Annotated in this window: 17 protein-coding genes and 2 tRNA genes; 2 read left to right on the top strand and 17 right to left on the bottom strand. The window is 34.2% G+C overall.

What is annotated here, in order from left to right; translation table 11 throughout:
• Positions 1 to 13 precede the first annotated feature (13 nt).
• The 13 genes from G6R40_RS09590 to G6R40_RS09530 all read right to left on the bottom strand — a co-directional run bounded on the left by G6R40_RS09590 (position 14) and on the right by G6R40_RS09530 (position 12,133).
• Positions 14 to 406, bottom strand: coding sequence for a hypothetical protein (locus G6R40_RS09590; protein WP_165134576.1), 393 nt, complete (start codon positions 404 to 406; stop codon positions 14 to 16).
• A gap of 13 nt (positions 407 to 419) precedes the next feature.
• Entirely contained in the window at positions 420 to 1,046 is a 627-nt protein-coding gene (locus tag G6R40_RS09585) for a hypothetical protein (protein ID WP_165134573.1), read from the bottom strand.
• Positions 1,047 to 1,134: 88 nt separating this feature from the next.
• On the bottom strand, positions 1,135 to 2,238 hold the full coding sequence (locus G6R40_RS09580) for a DUF3871 family protein (protein WP_165134570.1): 1,104 nt from the start codon (positions 2,236 to 2,238) through the stop codon (positions 1,135 to 1,137).
• Complete coding sequence (locus tag G6R40_RS09575) at positions 2,216 to 3,208, bottom strand: AAA family ATPase (RefSeq protein WP_228455835.1); 993 nt, start codon at positions 3,206 to 3,208, stop codon at positions 2,216 to 2,218. The genes G6R40_RS09580 and G6R40_RS09575 overlap by 23 nt, the downstream gene beginning before the upstream one ends.
• 416 nt (positions 3,209 to 3,624) lie before the next feature.
• Positions 3,625 to 6,177, bottom strand: a complete 2,553-nt coding sequence (locus G6R40_RS09570) for a DEAD/DEAH box helicase family protein (RefSeq protein ID WP_165134567.1) — start codon at positions 6,175 to 6,177, stop codon at positions 3,625 to 3,627.
• Positions 6,178 to 6,229: 52 nt separating this feature from the next.
• A complete protein-coding gene (locus G6R40_RS09565; RefSeq protein WP_317164499.1) occupies positions 6,230 to 7,480 on the bottom strand; it encodes a site-specific integrase in 1,251 nt (416 codons plus the stop codon).
• A 241-nt stretch (positions 7,481 to 7,721) separates the two neighbouring features.
• Positions 7,722 to 7,796 (bottom strand) — tRNA-Val (locus G6R40_RS09560).
• A 32-nt stretch (positions 7,797 to 7,828) separates the two neighbouring features.
• Positions 7,829 to 7,903, bottom strand: a tRNA-Val gene (locus G6R40_RS09555).
• Between the two features lie 47 nt (positions 7,904 to 7,950).
• On the bottom strand, positions 7,951 to 9,219 hold the full coding sequence (locus tag G6R40_RS09550; RefSeq protein ID WP_165134564.1) for a bifunctional folylpolyglutamate synthase/dihydrofolate synthase: 1,269 nt from the start codon (positions 9,217 to 9,219) through the stop codon (positions 7,951 to 7,953).
• A 74-nt stretch (positions 9,220 to 9,293) separates the two neighbouring features.
• The gene (locus G6R40_RS09545) at positions 9,294 to 9,950 is read right to left on the bottom strand and encodes a hypothetical protein (protein WP_165134561.1); all 657 of its coding nucleotides are present in this window, start codon (positions 9,948 to 9,950) and stop codon (positions 9,294 to 9,296) included.
• Between the two features lies 1 nt (position 9,951).
• Positions 9,952 to 10,590 (bottom strand): MotA/TolQ/ExbB proton channel family protein, encoded by a 639-nt coding sequence (locus G6R40_RS09540; protein WP_165134558.1) that lies wholly within the window; start codon positions 10,588 to 10,590, stop codon positions 9,952 to 9,954.
• 54 nt (positions 10,591 to 10,644) lie between these two features.
• On the bottom strand, positions 10,645 to 11,577 hold the full coding sequence (locus G6R40_RS09535; protein ID WP_228455834.1) for a ferric siderophore ABC transporter substrate-binding protein: 933 nt from the start codon (positions 11,575 to 11,577) through the stop codon (positions 10,645 to 10,647).
• 97 nt (positions 11,578 to 11,674) lie between these two features.
• A complete protein-coding gene (locus G6R40_RS09530) occupies positions 11,675 to 12,133 on the bottom strand; it encodes a hypothetical protein (RefSeq protein ID WP_165134555.1) in 459 nt (152 codons plus the stop codon).
• 166 nt (positions 12,134 to 12,299) lie between these two features.
• Between G6R40_RS09530 and G6R40_RS09525 the strand changes: the two genes are divergently transcribed.
• The gene (locus G6R40_RS09525) at positions 12,300 to 14,111 is read left to right on the top strand and encodes a DUF885 domain-containing protein (RefSeq protein WP_165134552.1); all 1,812 of its coding nucleotides are present in this window, start codon (positions 12,300 to 12,302) and stop codon (positions 14,109 to 14,111) included.
• 47 nt (positions 14,112 to 14,158) lie between these two features.
• Here G6R40_RS09525 and nth read toward each other — a convergent pair whose 3' ends face one another.
• Complete coding sequence (nth, locus tag G6R40_RS09520) at positions 14,159 to 14,779, bottom strand: endonuclease III (protein ID WP_165134549.1); 621 nt, start codon at positions 14,777 to 14,779, stop codon at positions 14,159 to 14,161.
• A gap of 28 nt (positions 14,780 to 14,807) precedes the next feature.
• Between nth and bcp the strand changes: the two genes are divergently transcribed.
• A complete protein-coding gene (gene bcp / locus G6R40_RS09515; RefSeq protein ID WP_165137620.1) occupies positions 14,808 to 15,257 on the top strand; it encodes a thioredoxin-dependent thiol peroxidase in 450 nt (149 codons plus the stop codon).
• Between the two features lie 258 nt (positions 15,258 to 15,515).
• Here the strand turns inward: bcp and G6R40_RS09510 are convergent, their stop codons facing one another.
• The 3 genes from G6R40_RS09510 to G6R40_RS09500 all read right to left on the bottom strand — a co-directional run bounded on the left by G6R40_RS09510 (position 15,516) and on the right by G6R40_RS09500 (position 19,333).
• Positions 15,516 to 16,031 (bottom strand): GNAT family N-acetyltransferase, encoded by a 516-nt coding sequence (locus G6R40_RS09510; RefSeq protein WP_165134546.1) that lies wholly within the window; start codon positions 16,029 to 16,031, stop codon positions 15,516 to 15,518.
• A 1-nt stretch (position 16,032) separates the two neighbouring features.
• Positions 16,033 to 17,100 (bottom strand): calcium:proton antiporter, encoded by a 1,068-nt coding sequence (locus G6R40_RS09505; protein ID WP_165137617.1) that lies wholly within the window; start codon positions 17,098 to 17,100, stop codon positions 16,033 to 16,035.
• Between the two features lie 100 nt (positions 17,101 to 17,200).
• Positions 17,201 to 19,333 carry a S46 family peptidase gene (locus G6R40_RS09500; RefSeq protein ID WP_165134543.1) on the bottom strand — a complete coding sequence of 711 codons (2,133 nt, stop codon included), beginning with the start codon at positions 19,331 to 19,333 and terminating at the stop codon, positions 17,201 to 17,203.
• Positions 19,334 to 19,390 lie beyond the last annotated feature (57 nt).

Below are 19,390 nucleotides of genomic sequence, written 5' to 3'. Positions count from 1 at the left end.
TATGGGATAAAACTTATTGAGAAAACTCAAGGCTATAATAATACATTAAGTCAATGTATCTTACATATAGCTGTTTTTCTCCATCATCATAAGAAACAAGGTCCACATAGCAATTTTTACCACTTTTATCTTCACAATAAAATCTGAATTTAATACCTCGCTGGATCTTTTCCTCTTTATAAATTTCAATAATATCAAATATTTGTGTTTCTTTAGAGTAGATTTTTATTTTTCCATCATCAAAATTCAACGATACAAGCATATTTACTGGCTCTATCTCTTCTTCCCATTTACTAGTATTTTTATCAAAAAAACTTATTGAATAAGCATTAAATTTAAGAACGTTTTGTGCGAATAAGTTATAGAATGAAAGAAAAAGTAAACTAAATAATAAAATTTTTTTCATATTGCGATATTCTCTACTTGTTAAACCATTTATTTAATCTTCTTTTGGTTCTATCAAAAGCTGTTTGTTCCCAGATTACTTCAAAACCATTCCAAAAAACTCTAATTTGATTTCCCATATCTCTATAGAATACAAATTTTAAATCTTTATGTTGAACATATACATTGTTAACATTAGAAGATTCTGAGAGATATTTATTATTAGATTCACGAACTTTTTCAAGTCTTTCCAATACACTTTGAGCCTCTGCTAAAGGTAAATATCTAAAAGCATAAGCATTGCCAAGGTTTCCATATGGGTCTCTGTTTTCTCCAAAAAATGCTAGAAGTAAGCCTCTTTCATTAACTTCATCACAATTGAATGCAACTGAAATAAGTCCTCCACTGTCATCAGAAGCTAAACTTTCTGTTTCAAATTTTATTTCTCGTTCTCCAGCATCTCCAATGATTTTGTTAATAATATATTCTTTAGATCTAAACTGAGAAATTTGTTTAGCCATTTCCTTCTTTTGCAGATTGGCTGTAAGAAAGGTTAGTGCTGTTGCAGCAACAAATGCACCTGCAATAGCTGCATCATTATTTCTTTGTGCATTAGTAAGTAGAGAGGCACTTAATAAAAGTGCCAATAGTGCTTTTTTCATAGTTTTGATATTTAGGTAAATTTAACATTTTTTCTGAATTATTAATAAAACATTAAAAAATCCACCCCACAAATGCAGGGTGGAAAAACTAACTCAAAAACCAATGATAATTACTATCACCATTGAGAGTTTTTTGAAGTCCTTTGGTTATTTCAAAGGCATTCAAATTCCTATCTAGGAAAGTATCTATATAAGAGGATTTATTAGCTTGGGTAAAAAGGTTAAATACATTCCATAAGTTGATCCTACCATCCTCTAATCTTGAGAAGTTTTGGTCTTCATAATAATCCTTTGCCATGGTATTAATATGACTATCATTAAAATTAAGCTGAGGTATCTCCAATTTTTCTTTTTTAGGAAGATGCTGATACAATCTACTCCTACCAATTAATTGTGCAAATTGATGCTCTGAGAGATAATCTTGGGTTAGTTCTTTCATTTCCATTAGGTGCAACTCTGCATTATAATTGGTAATGGTTTCTAGAATTTTAGAATAGAGATCTTGTGTGCTAGTAGCTTTCAAATCAGCTAGAAAACCATCTGTTGAAATACACATATTCATACATACCTTATTCTGAAATCCAATAAAAAACTTAAACTTTTCCATGGACTTTTTATTGTAAAGGTTCTCTAGATTATAACTCCTTACACCTCCTAAGGTTAAGGATAGCTCATTTCCATTGATAGTGTCTCTAATGCTTGGAATCTGAATTATAAAAGCCATTCTTTCATAATAAATAGTCTTTTGATTTTCTAGAAGATCTTTTGCATTTAGATGTATTGCATCAGGAGTTCTACCTTTGATTTGGTGTGATACCCTGATTTCAGGTTGTGATATGACATGTCTAGAAAAGGACTTTTTTGTAGCTTCTAAAACAACATCAATAAACTCCTGATGTGCTATAGTTTTTTCATTGTCCTTACTAAATACAGGAATAATGCAATCATTCCTTAGATGTTCTAGTTCAGCTCTTATTGTGTTAGCTACAATAAAGGGTTTATGTTCAGAAGCATCTTTTAGTTTATTTTCATTTTCATGCATAAAAAAAGCCTGTACATTCTTTTCTATAGCAGGCTTTTCTTGAATTTTATCTAAGTATAGAGTGTCTTCATTTATGTTTTCTAGAAATGCATCTCGCAGTGGCTTTAGATGATTATTGTTAATTGTGTTACTGAATTCTGTTGTTTCCATTTCTTGAAAGATTATTTTGGTTGATAAGTAGTGATTTTTTTGCTTCGAAATCTAGTCTTAGACTTCCTTGAAATTGAGGAAAAGCTTTATAAAGAGCATATAATTCTTGAACACTGCAACATTTCTGCATAGCATCATATACCTCTTCTTCGGAAGTATTTCCTAAGTTTTGATTTGGAATATAGCTCTCTTGTTTAACTGTGTTAAAAACCTCCATAGGCTCTATTCTAGGAATTTTGCTAGCCTTTTCTGATCTAAAGTAATTGGGGTTAGTTAATGGAGTAGATTTATCAGATATAGTTCCTGAATTACACCATTTTAAAATTTCTTCACCAATTTTTTCAGTAATTTTAAATTCAGGTTTTCCCATAAATAAACCTGTTCTATCTTTGCTTGCTGCAGCAAAATGTTTAATATCAATATCAAAGACAAGAGTAAATTCATAATCTAACCCATCTCTTTGTACTGATTTTAAACCCACTTTCTCAGGCACAAACTTGCCATCTTTTTGATTTAGGACATAATCCTGTTTAGTTCGCATTGTTGCTATAACATGTGCTTTGCATTGTAGGATTTTGTCAATGAAGAGCTTCTCCAAAGGTTTAATTTTAGCCCAATTGGTAAAGCTGTTTCCTGCTAGAGAACTATGGTAATCCAGTAAGTAGTCCCAACAATGCGAGATACTATCAAGAATAATTACTTCCATGCCAGCTTCTTCACAAATATTGATTGCATCAACATATTGCTGAGGTGTGAAAAGTGGTTTTAAAGAAAGAACATTGTAAGTTCCTAAATGTGCATACAAATCAGCACTTCCATTTTCAGTGTCTATAATAGCAACTTTTGAAAAGTCACCATTTGTCATTCCTTTTGCTAGGATTAAAGAGGAGTAGGTTTTTCCAGATCCTGCAGATCCTTGTAAAGCCATTTTGATTCTGGCTTGCTTTCTTTCAGATTGTCTTAATTGCATAGTTAAAAAATTTAAAAATAATTATAGAAAAAACTCATTTTGGCTATTAGCTACAAAGTGCTATGTATATGGTTAAACACTTGATATTGTGCTGGAAATTTTGTAACTTTGTGTACCAAAAGTTTTGGAACAAAAACTTACAACAGAGTTGTCCTCCTCTGAATTCGTGCGTTGTTAAATCATAGATTTTTAAGATGGGGGAGATTAAAAAGAACCCCCTATTTGTTTAGAGAAATGTTTGATCAGTACTCTAGATTCAAAGAGCTATTAAAAGTATTTCAGAATAAAATTAAAACCCTTTCATTAAAATATGAAAGGGTTTTTAGTTGTTAGGTGACCTTTTTTTATATTTTTTTTTAAAAAAAAACTGCACAAAATTTATTTTATTATATATACTCATAAATTTTGTGCAGTTTTTATTCTAAATTATAAGATTCTAATAGAGTAAAGTAGTAGTCTCTTTCAGGGTGATTATCATATTCTAATTCTGCTATCTCCGCAGAAAAAATTAGATTTGCAATATTCTTGGTTGTAGAGAGGTTGATTGCTTCAATATTAGGGAACACCTGATTGTTAGGTGTTGTTCCAATTGTAATTCTTGGAGTAGTATTACGGATTTCATATGTAAAAAAGTCCTCTATTAGTATTTTATAGAAGGAGTTGACCTTTTTTTCAAATGATCCAGTTAGCCTAGTTGAAATTGTATTGATTCCATTTGATAATAACTGATCTTTTCTGGTAAAGTAATCTATAATATTTTCAAATTTAGATATTTCCGATCTATCAATAAAGTTTGTAAATGGTTTACATGGCAAGTAAGAATATGTATTTTGACCTTTTGTATGTTGTGCTATTTTAGCAATCATCTTATCTCTAAAGTAACTTAGGTCTTTAAAAATATTTATTCTTTCTAGGAATTCTTCTGGATAATTTATAAGGGGATTTGCTTCAAAAGTACTTGCAATAGCTATACAATCTCTAAAGTATTGTCCTCTAGTGTATTCTCTATCTTTATTTCTATTTGCATAATCAGCTGTATAATAATAATCTGTTCCATAGCTCTTGAATGCACCAAACCTAATAAGCTGTTGTTCAAATAATGAGTTTTTACCTTTTGTTACAGTCTCAAAATCATGAGTATCTTTTTTCTTTAGCTTTATTTCAAACTCACTAAAAAGTCTATTTCTAAAGTTTTCAAAATTCATGTAGAAATTCATATCAGTAAAGTACCAAGGCTTAAATGCATCTGTAAAATACTCTTCATAGTATTTGTTTAGTTGTTTCTGAATCTTTCCTTCTTCAAAAAATAGAGTACTTTTATAAGTAAAGCCTTCAAGGTGACAGTTTACAAATTGATCTGTTATTGCACAATAAGTCACATATGCAGATAGGTCACTTCCAAAAAAATCATATGTTGAAGCAAGATATTTTTCTCCTTCATTAAGTTGAAAGTTTTTATATGGTGGGAAATCTAATCTTGCTAAATCTGCTCTTTCAGTAGCTTTACTTAAAGTAATACCATTAACTACATTGCCATGAAGTTCATTTACATAAAAAGATTCAATCAGTGTTCTTTGTTTTCTAAGATCAAAATATTTGACTTTATCTTCTTCTTTTAGATTAGAGTCATGATGTTTCACCTTATTGTAAAATTCAATAAATGTTTCTTCCTGCTTTGGACTCATATCTTTTAGAGTCTTATAATCAAACTCTTTTGGTCTAGGAGAAATAATGTGTATTTCTCCAAACTTTCTTTGTCTTGCAATAGCTTGTATAATAGAAGTAATACCACTAGAAAAAATTCCATAGTGATTTTTGAATTTTCCTTGTGTGCTCCTAGGAGGTAAGATAATGATATAAGCATGGTTTTCTTTTGTGATACTTACACCAGATTTAAAGTTGGTTCCTATGTTGCATTTTGCATTATCAAACCTATTTTGTGGCGCTTCATTTATCAGTCTTTGATTGCTTATGTTTTCTGAGGTGCAATCATTTATCTTACCAAATTTCTTTTCAAGCTTTCCTCCAATATTTTTATCAGAAATAAGAGATTTAGCTAAAGTTTTGGAATAGCAGAGAATATCAATGTTCTTCCCCTTTTTTAGTAATTCTGCTGTTAAGCTTTGTATTTCTGGAGTATCATTGGTAAATCTATAAGATGAACTATAGTGAATAAATAATTTGCTCTGATTTTCTCTTCTTTTTATCCTAGGAAATTCAATAATGTGTACTTGTTTATCAGTCAACTCTGCTAGATATTCTATTACTATGTAAGAAGATTCTGTAAAAGTTGCACTGATAATAAAGTTTTTGTGAATAACATTTTTCCATTTCCATAAATTAAATACATACTCCTCCTTGAAGTTTTGTATTGAATCATGAATTTCATCATATATAAATACAACCTTTCTCCCCTTTTTTTCACAATCGTCAATTAAAGAATCTAAATATTCTCTTTTCACCCTAGAGTTTTTGTAGCTGTCTTCTCCAGCATTTCCAAGTAGAGTATTGATTGTAACAACTTGGATCTTTTTATTTAGATATGAAACTTCATTTCTTCCTAAGTTGCTATAATTGTAAATCTGTTCAGTAGGTATTTTACCATCATCATGGATGTCAGTTACGTATTGCTCAACTAAACTTACAAATGGAGTAGCTACAACTATAAGATAATCTTGTTCTTTAGATTCATAGAATCTTTTAATAGTTTGAATTATAGCATAAGATTTACCATTTCCTACAGGGGCATTTATAACTGTAGTGTTTTTTTTCTTTAGATCTATTAAGGGTTGTAGGTCTTCATTAATGTATTTACTTGTACCTGTTTCAAAAGTACTTTTCTTTACATTAAAACCATTGGGGTTTTTAGTTTTTCCAAATTTTGGCTTTTCAAATCCACTAATGTTTTTACTTTTAATTTTTTTGAATTCAATGGGATAGTCATTGAATAATCTTGTAGGTAACTCCATAATTTATATAACTGCTTTGTAAAAATAATACAAAGCAGTTAAAATGCAGTATTTACAGGATGGAATTTAGTTTGCTCATTTGTTCACCAACCTTTTCTTTAACAACTTTAGCATAATGTTCTTGTGTGATACCAATATCAGAATGCCCTAGCAGTTCTGATACAATTTCCATGGGTACATCATTATAGAGTAGGATAGTAGAAGCAAAAGTTTTTCTTCCTGTGTGATGAGTTAAGGTCTTATTGATACCTACAATTTCAGCTATTTCCTTTAAATAAGAATTGAATCTTTGATTACTAATTATTGGTAATAGCTGTTTATCTGTTTTGTATTTATTAATAATAGATCCTGCTTTGGATAATAGAGGAATGTCATAATTTCTTTTAGTCTTTTGCCTGTAGATATGTAGCCACTTATTACCATCATAACCAATGTAGATATCTTCTTCTTTTAAGTTAACCATTTCTGAATATGCTAATCCTGTATAACTACAAAACACAAACATATCTGCAACCTGTTGAAGCCTTTGAGATGCAAATTTGTGCTTCTCTAGTGCTTCTAGCTCTTCTTTAGTTAGGAATATAACTTGTTTCTTTGGTTTCTTGTTTTTGAATAACATGAAAGGATCTTTTGCCAAATAATCTAAACCAACTGCTAGTCTAACAACATGCTTCAATCTTTGGATGGTTTTATGTATTGTATTTTGCATAAACAACTTTTCAGCTTTTAAATAGAACTCAAATTCTGTTATAAAAGCCATGGTTAAATCCTTTAGTAGGAAATCTGCTCTATTGTACTTGTATTTGATAAAGGATTTTACATGTGTTTGTGTTTGATTAAACTTAGCTAGGGAAACTGCAGAAGTTGAAATTCCTATTAGTTTTTCTTGTTTTGCAATATGAAGCTTAAACATTTCCATTAAGGATTTTTCTTCTTTAATGTTTTCACCTTTGTAAAGGCTGTAGATGTCATTTACATCATATTGTTTTCCTTGAACTTGTAGCAATAAAAAAGCCTGATTAATTTCTTGTTTAATCAGGCTTAGTTGTGTATTGATTTGGTTATTTCCTTTGTTAGGAGGATAAGCTTTTTGTTTAGCAGCATTCCAATAATCTGGATTAATAAATATACCAGTTGAGAACTCTTTTCTTTGGTTGTCTAAGGTGATTCTACATGTCAAAGGACATAGGTTACTCACATTCATTTTTGATTTTCGGATGTAAAATAAGGTTTTCATTTTTCTAGTATTAATGGGGTTTTGGAATGGGACACCTAGGTTTTTGTGGGACACCTGATGGGACACCTAGAAGAGGATTTTGTGAAGAAATTTTGAATTAAATTTCAGAAGTTATACAAAGTGATTTTGTATTAAAATATAGAAAGGCCACCTAGAATAAAATTAGGCCACCTAAAAGTATGCCTCTAATTTCAAAAATTGAGGTTTTAAAAATTTCGTTCCTAAAATTAGAATTTCTGTAAAAGCTTATAAATAGGGAAGTGTATAGAAATAAAAAATCCCAAATCTTTCAACTTGGGATTTTGTGTGGGTCCTGAGGGATTCGAACCCCCGACCCTCTCGGTGTAAACGAGATGCTCTGAACCAACTGAGCTAAGAACCCGAATTTTTTTGAAAGGTTTCGTTCCTTTTGTGTGGGTCCTGAGGGATTCGAACCCCCGACCCTCTCGGTGTAAACGAGATGCTCTGAACCAACTGAGCTAAGAACCCTCTTTTCGAGATTTATTTTCTCGTTTTGAGTGGTGCAAATATACAACTTATTCTTTAGTCTCCAAATTTTTTTCTAAAAATTCTCCAACTACAAAGTTGCTTCCACCAATAAAAATAATTTCGTCATCTGTAGCTTCTTGTTTTGCAGCGAGATAGCCTTCTTGGACGGTTTCGAAAATTTTATAAGAAATTTTAGCTTCTTCGAGTAGATTTTGATATTCTTCTGGGTGTCGGCCCCTGCTGATGCTTGGTTTTACAAAATAATAGCTTGCATTTTCTGGAAGAATTTTTGTGACATCATCAATCTTTTTATCATTTACAAAACCTAAAACAATATGTTTTTTTTGATTGTAAGAATTAAGCTGTTGAAAAACGTTTTCCAATCCAGCTTGATTATGCCCTGTATCGCAAATCGTCAAAGGCTCTTTGGAAAAGATAAACCAACGTCCTATGAATCCTGTGTTTTTATGCACATTTAGGAATCCATCTTTTATATTGTTTTCGGAAATGTTTAATCCTATTTTTTGTAATTCATGGATGATTCCGATAACGACTTTTTTGTTTTTATTTTGATAAAGCCCTTCAAGGTCAGATGAGTAGTTTGCATCTATTTGGGTAGCATCGAGAAAGCTTGCGTCAATTTCTGATGCTTTTTCTTTAATAATACTTTTTACAACAAGATTATCGTCACCCGAAATTATTGGAATGCTGGATTTAATAATGCCTGCTTTTTCATAAGAAATTTCCTCTATTGTATTTCCTAAAATATTTTGATGATCGAGCTGTACATTGGTAATAGCGGTAACTAAAGGCGAAATAATATTAGTGGCGTCCAATCGTCCACCGAGTCCAACTTCTATAACGGCGTAATCGACCTGTTGTCTTTTAAAATATTCAAAAGCCATCACCGTGGTAAACTCAAAGAAAGAAGGTTGGATGTCTTCTGGCAAGTCTTGTAATTTAAGAATCATGTCATAGACAAAGGCTTTGTCGCATTGCGCTCCATTGACTTTTATTCGTTCTGTAAAGTGTACCAAATGTGGCGAATTGTAAAGCCCTATTTTGTATCCAGCTTCTTGTAAGATAGATGCCAACATATTGCTGGTAGAGCCTTTTCCGTTGGTGCCGCCGATGTGTATGCATTTTAGGCTGTTGTGTGGATTTCCAAAGTACGCACACAGTTTTGTGATATTTTGCAAACCTGGCTTGTAGGCAGATTCACCGTCGTGTTGATAGTTAGGCACTTGTGCAAAAAGCCAGTCAATGGCTTCTTTATAATTGCTTTCTGTAAATTCTGTAGGTGATTTGAAAGGCATAATAAAAAAATTATAATGCAAAATTAAGTGTCAGAGTTCTTTAATCGTTCAAGATTAAAAAGTTTAATAAAAATTTAAAACTTAATGGTGTAGGTTCCGGTCGAGGTTTCGTTTGGTTTTTTATTGGCTTTCACATATTTTTTAAGCCAAATAACCGCTGCCGTAATGTTACATGGATCCGAAATGCCTTTGCTGCGTCCGGCAGAAATAACCTTGCCTGTTTCGTCAATGGTGATGAACATAACCAGTTCGCCTTTGGTTTTGCAATTGCTACTTGGAAGTTTTCCTGGTTTTCCCATTGTGCCTGGGATAAAAGCTGTCAATTTTCTTTCCGTGCCGATTTTTGTCTTCTTCGGTTCGGAGGTTTTCTTGGTTTCTTCTTCTTTTTTAGGTTTTAAATCGTCTTTCTTTTTGTCGGCAGTTTTTTCGTTTATTTTTTCTTGAGGTATTTCCTCTTTTACTGCAGGTGCTGTTGTAAGGCTGTCTTCCAAAGGTTTTACAGCAACTTCTGGAATATAGATTTCGGGTTTGGAAAGGCTGTCGACTTCGGGTTCTTCAACAGTTTGAGGTACAATATCTAAACTATCTTTTTTTAATGAAGAATCTTCGAGTTGTTCAAGGTTGACAAAACTTGAGTTTGCCCAAAACAAACTGATAACCAAAAGGGCCAATACGGTATACATCCCAAGAGGAACACCTTTTAATGTTTTGGTTTTTCTGCGAAATTCCATGTTAAGCGGGTTTGTTGATGATGTCTAAAAACTCGTTAGTATGGTATTGAATTTTCATCACCATATAATCGATTTTAGCTACCAAATAATTATTGAATAGGTATGCTAAAAAGCCAATAATTAAACCAACTAATGCTGGTGACAAAGCTTTGTAGAAAGATGCCGATAATAGTTGTTGAGAATCTACGGCAGTATGTGACAGTCCAGAAAAGATTCCAGCAAATGCGATAACACTACCGATGCTTCCCAAAATAGGGGCAATGCCAGAAATGCTTGCTAGATAATTAACATATTTTTCAGCGTAATGAACTTCTACCTGCGCTTGGGTTTCCATGGCGTTAGAAATTTCGCTGATAGGTCGTCCAACGCGAGAAAGTCCTTTTTCGATACAACGAGCTTCTGGAGAGTTGTCTCTTCTACAAAAGTCAACTGCTGCGTCAACGCGCGCTTCGCTGAGCATGTCATTAATGTTTTTAATCAAATAAGGGTCAACTTTATTCTCTTGATTTAGTTTTAAAACACGAACTATAAAAAAATAGCAAGCTGCTAATCCAATGATAAATAATAAGATAACGATAAGTGTTTCGATAAGTCCGCCACCAAAAAGAAATTCTAATACAGAAATATGTTTGTCTGCCATTTGATTAAAAATTTGTGTCGTTAAAGTTAGGTTTTTATTAGGTTTAAAAGAAATCTAAAAGACGATTTTGTAGGTGCCTTTTGAAGAAACAGACGATTTTTCTGCTTTTACATATTGCTTCACCCATTTGATAGATGTTGCGACAACACATGCGTCCGAAATACCAGATGCGCGACTTGCAGAAACAACATTCCCAGCTTTGTCAACTGTGTAAGCAATGCTAATGCTTCCAGAAGCTGTACATTCTTGTTGGGGTTGGTTGCCGCCGCGTCCCATGGTTCCTGGTATAAAACCAATTAATTTTCTGTCAATACCAATTCGGCTATCGCCATCTCCTGCGCCACCCAAAGGATCTCCAGTGTTGCCATCTCCTGTGCCAGTACCTTGGCTTCTGCCCTTGGCGCCTCGGCCTGCCAAAAGGCTTCCTATAGCGGCATTGCCTCGTCCATCGCCTGTGCCACCATCTTTTTTGATGTTGCCTTTTGCATTTGGCGTTGCATCTGCTTTTTTTGTGGTACTTGCCATTGTGACATTTGTTGCCTTTTTATCTGCTTTAGAAGCTTTGGGTGTTACGGTTGCTGCTTTCTCACGTGTCGGCGTCGGAACGGTATTTTCTGGAAGAGGTTTTTCTATTTTTTCCAAACTTGGCTTTGCTATTTCTACAATCGTTTCCTCCAAAATTTTTGATTCTAAAGGGGCTGCGCTGGGCTCTTCTTGTTTGGGTTCTTCGATGCCTTTTCCGTTGGTTTCGTCACCAAAGTTGATGAGCATGTTGGTAATATCCATTTGGACCATGTCTTCGTTGGTAGTTTTTTTATCATCAAGCGCTTTTACATTGGTTATAAATAGTAAAAACAATAATAAAAATATAGCAACACCAATTAATAAAGCTTTAGTAAGTGTATGCTCATAATGTTTGCGAAAAGCATAAGCGCCGTAAGCTTTATGTCGGTCTTCAAATACAATATCGTCTAAATCTTGATACATCTACTAATGGTTTTATTAAAGAAAAGCCTATCTCTCATTATAAGTCTGGTACTATAACGAATTAGATAGGTTTTATATTATTTGGTTAAATCAGAGATTATTCGTCAACCTCAATATCATCTTGTTTGAAATGACATTTTAGTTTAAAAGGAATTGGTTCGTCACCCTTTGTATAGAAATCATCGATTTCGCCTTGCCAAAACAGTTGAAGTTCGCCCTTCTCATTAAGTTCAAAGCTTAGCTCATTTTCATAAAGAAAAGCTTCTTCATCGTCATGTAAGTCAACCTCTGTATATTGATCTTCGTCATTGTCTTCGATTTTAAAACTTTGATTTTGAAGCTCATCCGAGTTAATAGGAAAGTCGGAAACCTTTAACGATAGTTGCGGAAAATTGTATTGTAACGAGTCGTCATCTACATGATCCAAAGTGTCGCTGGTGATAATTTCCACTTCTAAAGTGTTCAAAGAATTGTTGTAAACTGCTTTGCAGTAAGTGTTCTGGATGTGATATTTCAAAGTTTCATCCGGATGATAAATTTTTAATAGCCCTTTCATAGCAAGGTGTACTAATGTTTCTTGTTTTTAAATATTCTTGAATTAGAACAAAGATAAAAAATTGATTTAATTGAGAAAATATTTAATTTAAAATTTTAAATAGGAAGTTATGAACAATGTTTTATGATATTTCTTTAATTTTGTTAGCTATAAGTCTTAAGAGAATATGAAAAAAATAATAATAAGCATTAGCCTTGGCATTTTGGTGGCGTGTATTGCAAGTGCTTGCAAAAAAAACGACTCACCAATGTTAAAGACGGCCAATGACTCTAGTAAAGCCGAAAATCTGTACGATATTGCAGAAAAATACTACGCAGAATATCTTAAACTTTATCCGCTAGAAGCTACCACACAAGGCGATAGTGTGTATAATGATCAATTACCGGTAAATATTTCTCAAGACTTTATTTCTAAAGAGGTTTCTTTTTATAATGATGTCCAAAAACAATTAAAACAAGTTGATTACGAAGGGCTTTCTGATGATGACAAAACCGTTTATGATGTCTTGGATTATACATTGAAAGATCGACAAGAGCGTTACGCTTATCATCCAGAATATATACCTTTCACTCAGTTTTCGGGATTGCCATTGGATTTTCCATTGTTAGGAAGTGGCAAAGGAAGTCAACCTTTTAGAACCGAAAAAGATTATGAAAATTGGCTGAAAAGAATGGAACTGTTTCCTGCATGGATGGATGCCGCCATTGCAAATTTTAAAATAGGGATGTCAAAAGACGTTGTTTTACCGAAAAGTTTGGTTGTAAAAATGGTTGAGCAGATGGCTGCCGAGGAAATTAATTCTTTGGATTTTGGGAAGAATATTTTTTACGGACCTATCAAAAGTCTTCCTAAAAACTTTAAACCTGTTTCAGCGAACAAATATGCAAAGCTTTATCAGGATGCTATTAAAAGTAAAATTATCCCTTCTTACACCAAAATGCACGATTTTCTTAAAAACGAATATCTCCCAAAAGCGAGATTGACAGATGGTTACAATGCATTGCCAAATGGAGCTAATACGTACAATTATTATGTTAAAAGTTGGACAACAACAAGCAAAACACCAGACGAAATTCATGAATTAGGGCTTAAAGAAGTTGCTCGTATTCGTAAAGAAATGGAGCAGGTTAAAAATAAAATTGGTTTCAAAGGAAATTTGGAAGAGTTTTTAAATTTCGTTAAACAAGACCCAAAAGCAATGCCTTATCATTCATCGCAAGAAATTTTGGACGCATTTCAATCGATTTTAGATAAAATAACACCGAAACTAGAAACGATGTTTTCGGTAACACCAAAAACCCCTTTCGAAATCCGCCAAACTGAAAAGTTTCGTGAGGCTAGTGCCAGTGCAGAATATATCCAAGGGACGCCAGATGGAAAACGCCCTGGTATTTTCTATATGCCTATTCCTGATCCCAAAAAATTCAATGTTACATCCGGTATGGAATCTTTGTTTCTGCACGAGGCTATTCCAGGACATCATTATCAGGTATCACTACAACAAGAAAATACCAAACTTCCGAGATTTATGAGATTCGGATGGTTAGGCGCTTATGGCGAAGGCTGGGCGCTTTATTGTGAGTCTTTAGGCCCTGAATTTGGACTGTACACGGATCCTTATCAAAAAATGGGTTCTTTGAGTGATGAGATGCTGCGTGCGGTGCGTTTGGTAATTGATACTGGTTTGCATACTGGGCAGATGACTCGTGAGGAAGCCATTAAATATTTCTTAAGTAATGTCGCTTATGATGAGGCTGGCGCCACTGCCGAAGTAGAGCGTTATATGGCAATTCCAGGTCAGGCTTTAAGTTATAAAATAGGTGCGATAAAAATCCGAGAGCTTCGTGATAAGTATCAAAAAGATTTGAAGAAGAAATTTAATATCGCTTCATTCCACAACGAAGTCCTTAGTCAAGGTTGTTTGCCTTTGGATGTTCTAGATAGAAAAATGGAACTGTGGGCTAAAAAGCAAAAATAAATCTTATGATAAACAAAGCTCGGCGCATCTATGATGCGCCGAACTTTTTATTTTTCAAATAACATTTTAGTTAAAAAATCTTTATCACCTTTCCCTCTAGCTGGCGAATATTCTCGTCCATAGAAAATAATTTGAAGATGAAGTTTGTTCCAAGTATCTTTGGGCCAAAGTTTCTTGGCATCAGCTTCTGTTTGAACAACATTTTTGCCTTCTGTTAATTTCCATTGTTTCATCAAGCGATGGATGTGCGTATCTACAGGAAAAGCTGGTACACCAAAAGCCTGACTCATCACTACAGATGCTGTTTTGTGTCCAACACCAGGTAATGCTTCCAATTCTTCAAAGCTTTTGGGAACCTCGCCATTGTGGCGTTCCAAAAGAAGTTGGGACATTTTTTTGAGGTTTTTAGCTTTGGTATTGCTAAGACCGATTTCTTTGATAAGTTCTTTTATTTCCCATTCTTCCAACTTGGCCATTCGTTGAGGCGTTCCTGCAACTTCGAAAAGATTCGGCGAAATTTCATTGACTTTTTTATCGGTCGTTTGTGCAGAAAGTGCGACAGCAACCAATAAAGTAAAAGGGTCGGTATGGTGTAATGGGATGGGTTGGGCTGGATACAACTTTTCCAACTCGTCGAGTATTATTTGGGCTCTTTGTTTTTTCGTCATAATGACTGTAAATTTACAGAAAAAAGATATGTTACAGATTGGTGAAGCGCTTCCTGAGTTCGAAGCAAAGAATCAAGACGGAAAGGTTATAAAATCATCAAATTTTAAAGGGAAAAAATTAGTGGTTTTTTTCTATCCAAAAGCCAGTACGCCTGGTTGTACGATGGAAGCTTGTAATTTGCGAGACAATTATTCGGTTCTGAAAAAACAAGGCTATCAACTTCTTGGTGTGAGTTCAGATTCGGAAAAAAGACAGCTTAATTTCGCTACGAAAAACGAATTGCCTTTCGATCTTTTGGCAGATGAAGATCACGATGTTATCAATAAATTTGGCGTTTGGCAGTTGAAAAAATTTATGGGTCGCGAGTTTATGGGAATCGTTCGCACCACTTTTGTGTTCGACGAGAATTCTATTTGCACCAATATAATTGAAAAAGTAAAAACAAAAGATCACGCCGCTCAGATTTTAGAAAAGTAAAATTTGGGCGTGCCCCTTTGTTTTTCCTAGCTTTGTCATTGCAAAAACAAGCGGGTCGGTCTTCGCGCAGTCGCTGTTTTTATGAGGTGGCTTCGCGCAGCGGAAGCCACCTCATAAAAACGAGCTCCAACAGTGCGCTTCGCCCTCACGCAGATTGGGGCTTTTTATAAGATTTTGGATGTAGATAGAGAAGCCTTGTTAGGGCTTTAAGCCCTAACAAGGCTCTGTTTTTTAATTCGGATATTTTAAACAAATAATTTACAAATTGCCTTCGTAATACATCAACGCATCGTCATCTTGGGAAAGTTGTATCATTTTTTGATACGTAAGGCCAAGCTTTTCAATTAGTTTTTGTGATGCGATATTGTTGGGAAGTGTAATTGCAGAAACTTTATTTAATCCAAATTCTGCTTTTGCAACTTCCAAAATTTTCTTTGAAGATTCGTAGCCATAGCCCTTTTCTTCGTATTCTGGTAAAAAAGCAAATCCAATATCGACAACTTCTAGGACATCTCTTTTAAAAAGCCCGCTAGAGCCAACTTTGTTACCATTTTCTTTCAAAATTACCGTATAGCTTCCGTAGCCATTGTTTTCAAAATTTGGAAGATGTTTATCGAGAATGTATTGTCGCGCATCTTCTTTGGTTTTGATGTTTCTATCGCCGATGTATTCTAGCCATTTTGGACTGTTCATCAATTCAAATATCAAATCAACATCTTCCAAATCCGTTGGTTTTAGAATAAGTCTTTCGGTTTCAAAACTTTTAAATGTCATATTAAGGAACAATAACTGTGAATATGTAAGCCATAAGAACAACCAAAAGTACAACGCCATATAAGACATTGGTTTTTCCTCGGTTAAGTGATAGCATCACGATGTATAGCGATAAAGCCATTAGCACCATAGATTTGATGTCAAGACCGAGTACCAAAGGAAAATCGTAGATTAAACAAACAATAGCCACAGCGGGGATTGTTAGTCCGATGCTCGCTAAAGCAGAACCCAAAGCCAGATTAAGACTCGTTTGCAAATGGTTTCTTCGTGCAGCTTTTATCGCCGCAAAACCTTCTGGTAATAATACAACTGCGGCAATGATAACACCGACTAAGGATTTTGGTGCGCCAATGTTGTGGACAATTTCCTCAATTTTTGGAGATAGAGCTTTCGCCATTAAAACAACAATTCCGAGGCATATTAATAAGTAAATCAAACTCACGATTGTGTTTGTGTTTGTTGGTGGAATAGCGTTGTCGTGCTCGCCTTCGCCTTCAGCTAAAAAGTAATTGCGGTGACGTACGGTTTGTACCATAAGAAAGGCTCCGTAAATAACTAAAGAGGCAACCGCGAAAAATATTAATTGTGCATTGTTGAACAAGGGTGCATTAATGCTCGTTGTGTAATTTGGAAGAACCAAAGTCAATACTAAAATGGCAACCAAGCTTACCATAGCTGTATTGGCAGATGATCTTGCGAAATATTGCTCATGAAATTTGGCGCCACCAACCAAAAGGCAAGCACCGAGAATTCCGTTTAAAATTAACATAATAGCTGCGAATACAGTGTCTCTGGCAAGTGTCACTGCGGAATCGCCTCCCGCAATCATTAAGGAAATAATTAAAGCCACTTCGATAATTGTAATAGCAAGTGCAAGGATAATTGTCCCGAAAGGTTCGCCAACTTTTAGAGCGACGATTTCGGCATGATGTACTGCAGAAAGGACACTTGTGATTAATAAAATTGCTCCGATAAAGCTAAACCAACTGTTATTGTCTGTAATTCCCGTAAAATAATAGATCCATGCTAAAATTGGGAATACGTGTGTCCAGTGTAGTTTGAGTTTCATCAAAATTCTATTTTTCACAAAGTACAATTTTTTTGAAAAAAAAACAAAAAAAGAGATGCTAAATTTAGCATCTCTTTGAAAATATTATATTTAATAGGTATTATTTTACAAGTTCCATTTCGCTGATAAGGTGTCCAGCTCCAGCGAATTTGTCGATTACCCAAAGTACAAATCTAGCATCTACGTTGATGGTTCTTTGTAATGCTGGTTCGAAAACGATATCGCCACTCAATGCTTCGCTGTTACCATCGAAAGCAAGTCCGATAAGGTTACCACGAGCATCCAATATTGGAGAACCAGAGTTACCACCTGTAATATCATTGTTTGATAAGAAGTTAACATAAAGGTTTCCGTCTTTGTCAGCATATTGACCATAGTCTTTTTTCTTAGCTTGATCCATTAATTTTTTTGGAAGATCAAACTCTTCATCTCCTTTTTTGTACTTAGCAACCATACCATCGATAGTTGTGTAGTAGTTTTCTTTGATGCCTTTGTAGTTTCTATCAGCTCTTTTTGGAAGGATGTCGATAGATCCATAAGTTAATCTCATTGTCGAGTTAGCATCTGGATAGAAGCTTTTGTTAGGTTGAGATTTTCTAAGACCGTCTAAGAATAATCTTGTGTTGTCTGCAAAGTTGTCATCAACTTTCTCGTAAGTTTCGCTAGCTAATTTTTGTTCAGTAACAATAGCATCAGCGATTTTCTTAAGTGGATCCGCATCGATAGCTAATCTATCTGGGTTGTTTAAGAATTTCATAGCAGATTCTTTGTTAGCAAAGATTGAAGCAAATGCTACGTTAGCAAGAGAAGAGATTTCAGTCTTCATAATTGTAGGAGATGCAACATCTTTGTTAACTCTTAGTTGGTAAAGGTTAAACATAGCTGTTAGCATATTACCTTCTAATTTTGGATTAAAAGTTTCATAAACTCTGTTAATCGCATCTGTAACTTTTTGTTTCATTTGCGCTTTTCCACTTTCGTCTTGATCTGCATAAGTTTTGAACAAACTTCCTAACGAAGCAGCAACACCTACATATTTAGCATTTCTAGAAAGTTGAGACATATAGTTTCTCTCAACATTTCTGTTGGATACTTGTTTGTAATATGCATCAATATTTGGAAGAACACCGAAATAAGTTTCAGAGTTTCCTGGCATTGCTGCCCATTGGTTATAGGCTTCTTCTACTTTTTGTTTGTCAGCAATTGTTCCGTTTTTGATAACAGCGTCAATTGTACCTTGTCTATTTTTCCAATAATTAGCCACAGAAGCATATTGAGAGGCATAACCTAATTTAACAGCTTGGTCTTTATCCATGTGTTTTTTCATCACATCCATAGCAACTTTAGAAGCTTCTACCCAAGCTGGATAGTCTTTTTCTACCATTTGTTTGATACCATAAGATGTTAAATAACGGTTGGTTCTACCAGGATAACCCATGATCATTGCGAAATCTCCAGGTTTGTAACCTTTAAGAGAAACTGGCAAAGAGTGTTTAGGCTTCATCGGAACGTTATTCAAAGAATATTCAGCTGGATTTCCGTTAGCGTCAGAATAAACACGGAATACAGAGAAGTCAGCCGTATGTCTTGGCCATTCCCAGTTGTCTGTGTCACCACCAAATTTTCCTAAAGAGTTAGGCGGTGTACCAACCAATCTAACGTCTTTGAAGTCTTGATATACAAAATAATAAAACTCGTTACCGTTGAAGAAATCTTTTACAACAACTGTGTATTTTCCATTGTCGCTGTTTTCAGTTTGGATTGCTTTATATTCTGCATCGATGATTTTTTTTCTTTCTTCAGGAGACATTGTGTTGTTCAACTTAGAAGTAATTCTTTGTGTTGCGTCATCCATTCTTACCATGAATCTTACAGAAAGCCCTTTTGCAGGAAGCTCTTCGCTTCTCTTCATCGCCCAGAATCCGTTGGTAAGATAATCTTTTTCTGGAGTAGAAAGTGCTGCAATATTTCCGTAACCACAATGGTGATTAGTAAATAACAAGCCTTCTTTTGATACAATTTCTGCAGTACATCCACCTCCGAATTGTACAATAGCATCTTTTAAGCTAGAGTTGTTAACAGAGTAGATTTCTTCAGGTGTCAATTTTAGGCCTTCTTTTTGCATATCTACGCCGTTAAGACGTTTGATAAGCATTAATAGCCACATTCCTTCATCTGCTCTCATCTGAGCAAAACTTAGCAAGAAAGTAAGTGCTAAAAATATTCTTTTCATAGAGTAAAATTTTGCTGGCTAAATTAATCAAATTATTCTAGAAAGTCTTAATTTTAG

This window comes from Chryseobacterium sp. POL2 (assembly GCF_011058315.1).
Lineage (GTDB): Bacteria > Bacteroidota > Bacteroidia > Flavobacteriales > Weeksellaceae > Soonwooa.
The sequence above is the reverse complement of the archived record's forward strand: the minus strand, read 5'-3'. Positions and strand labels throughout refer to the sequence as shown.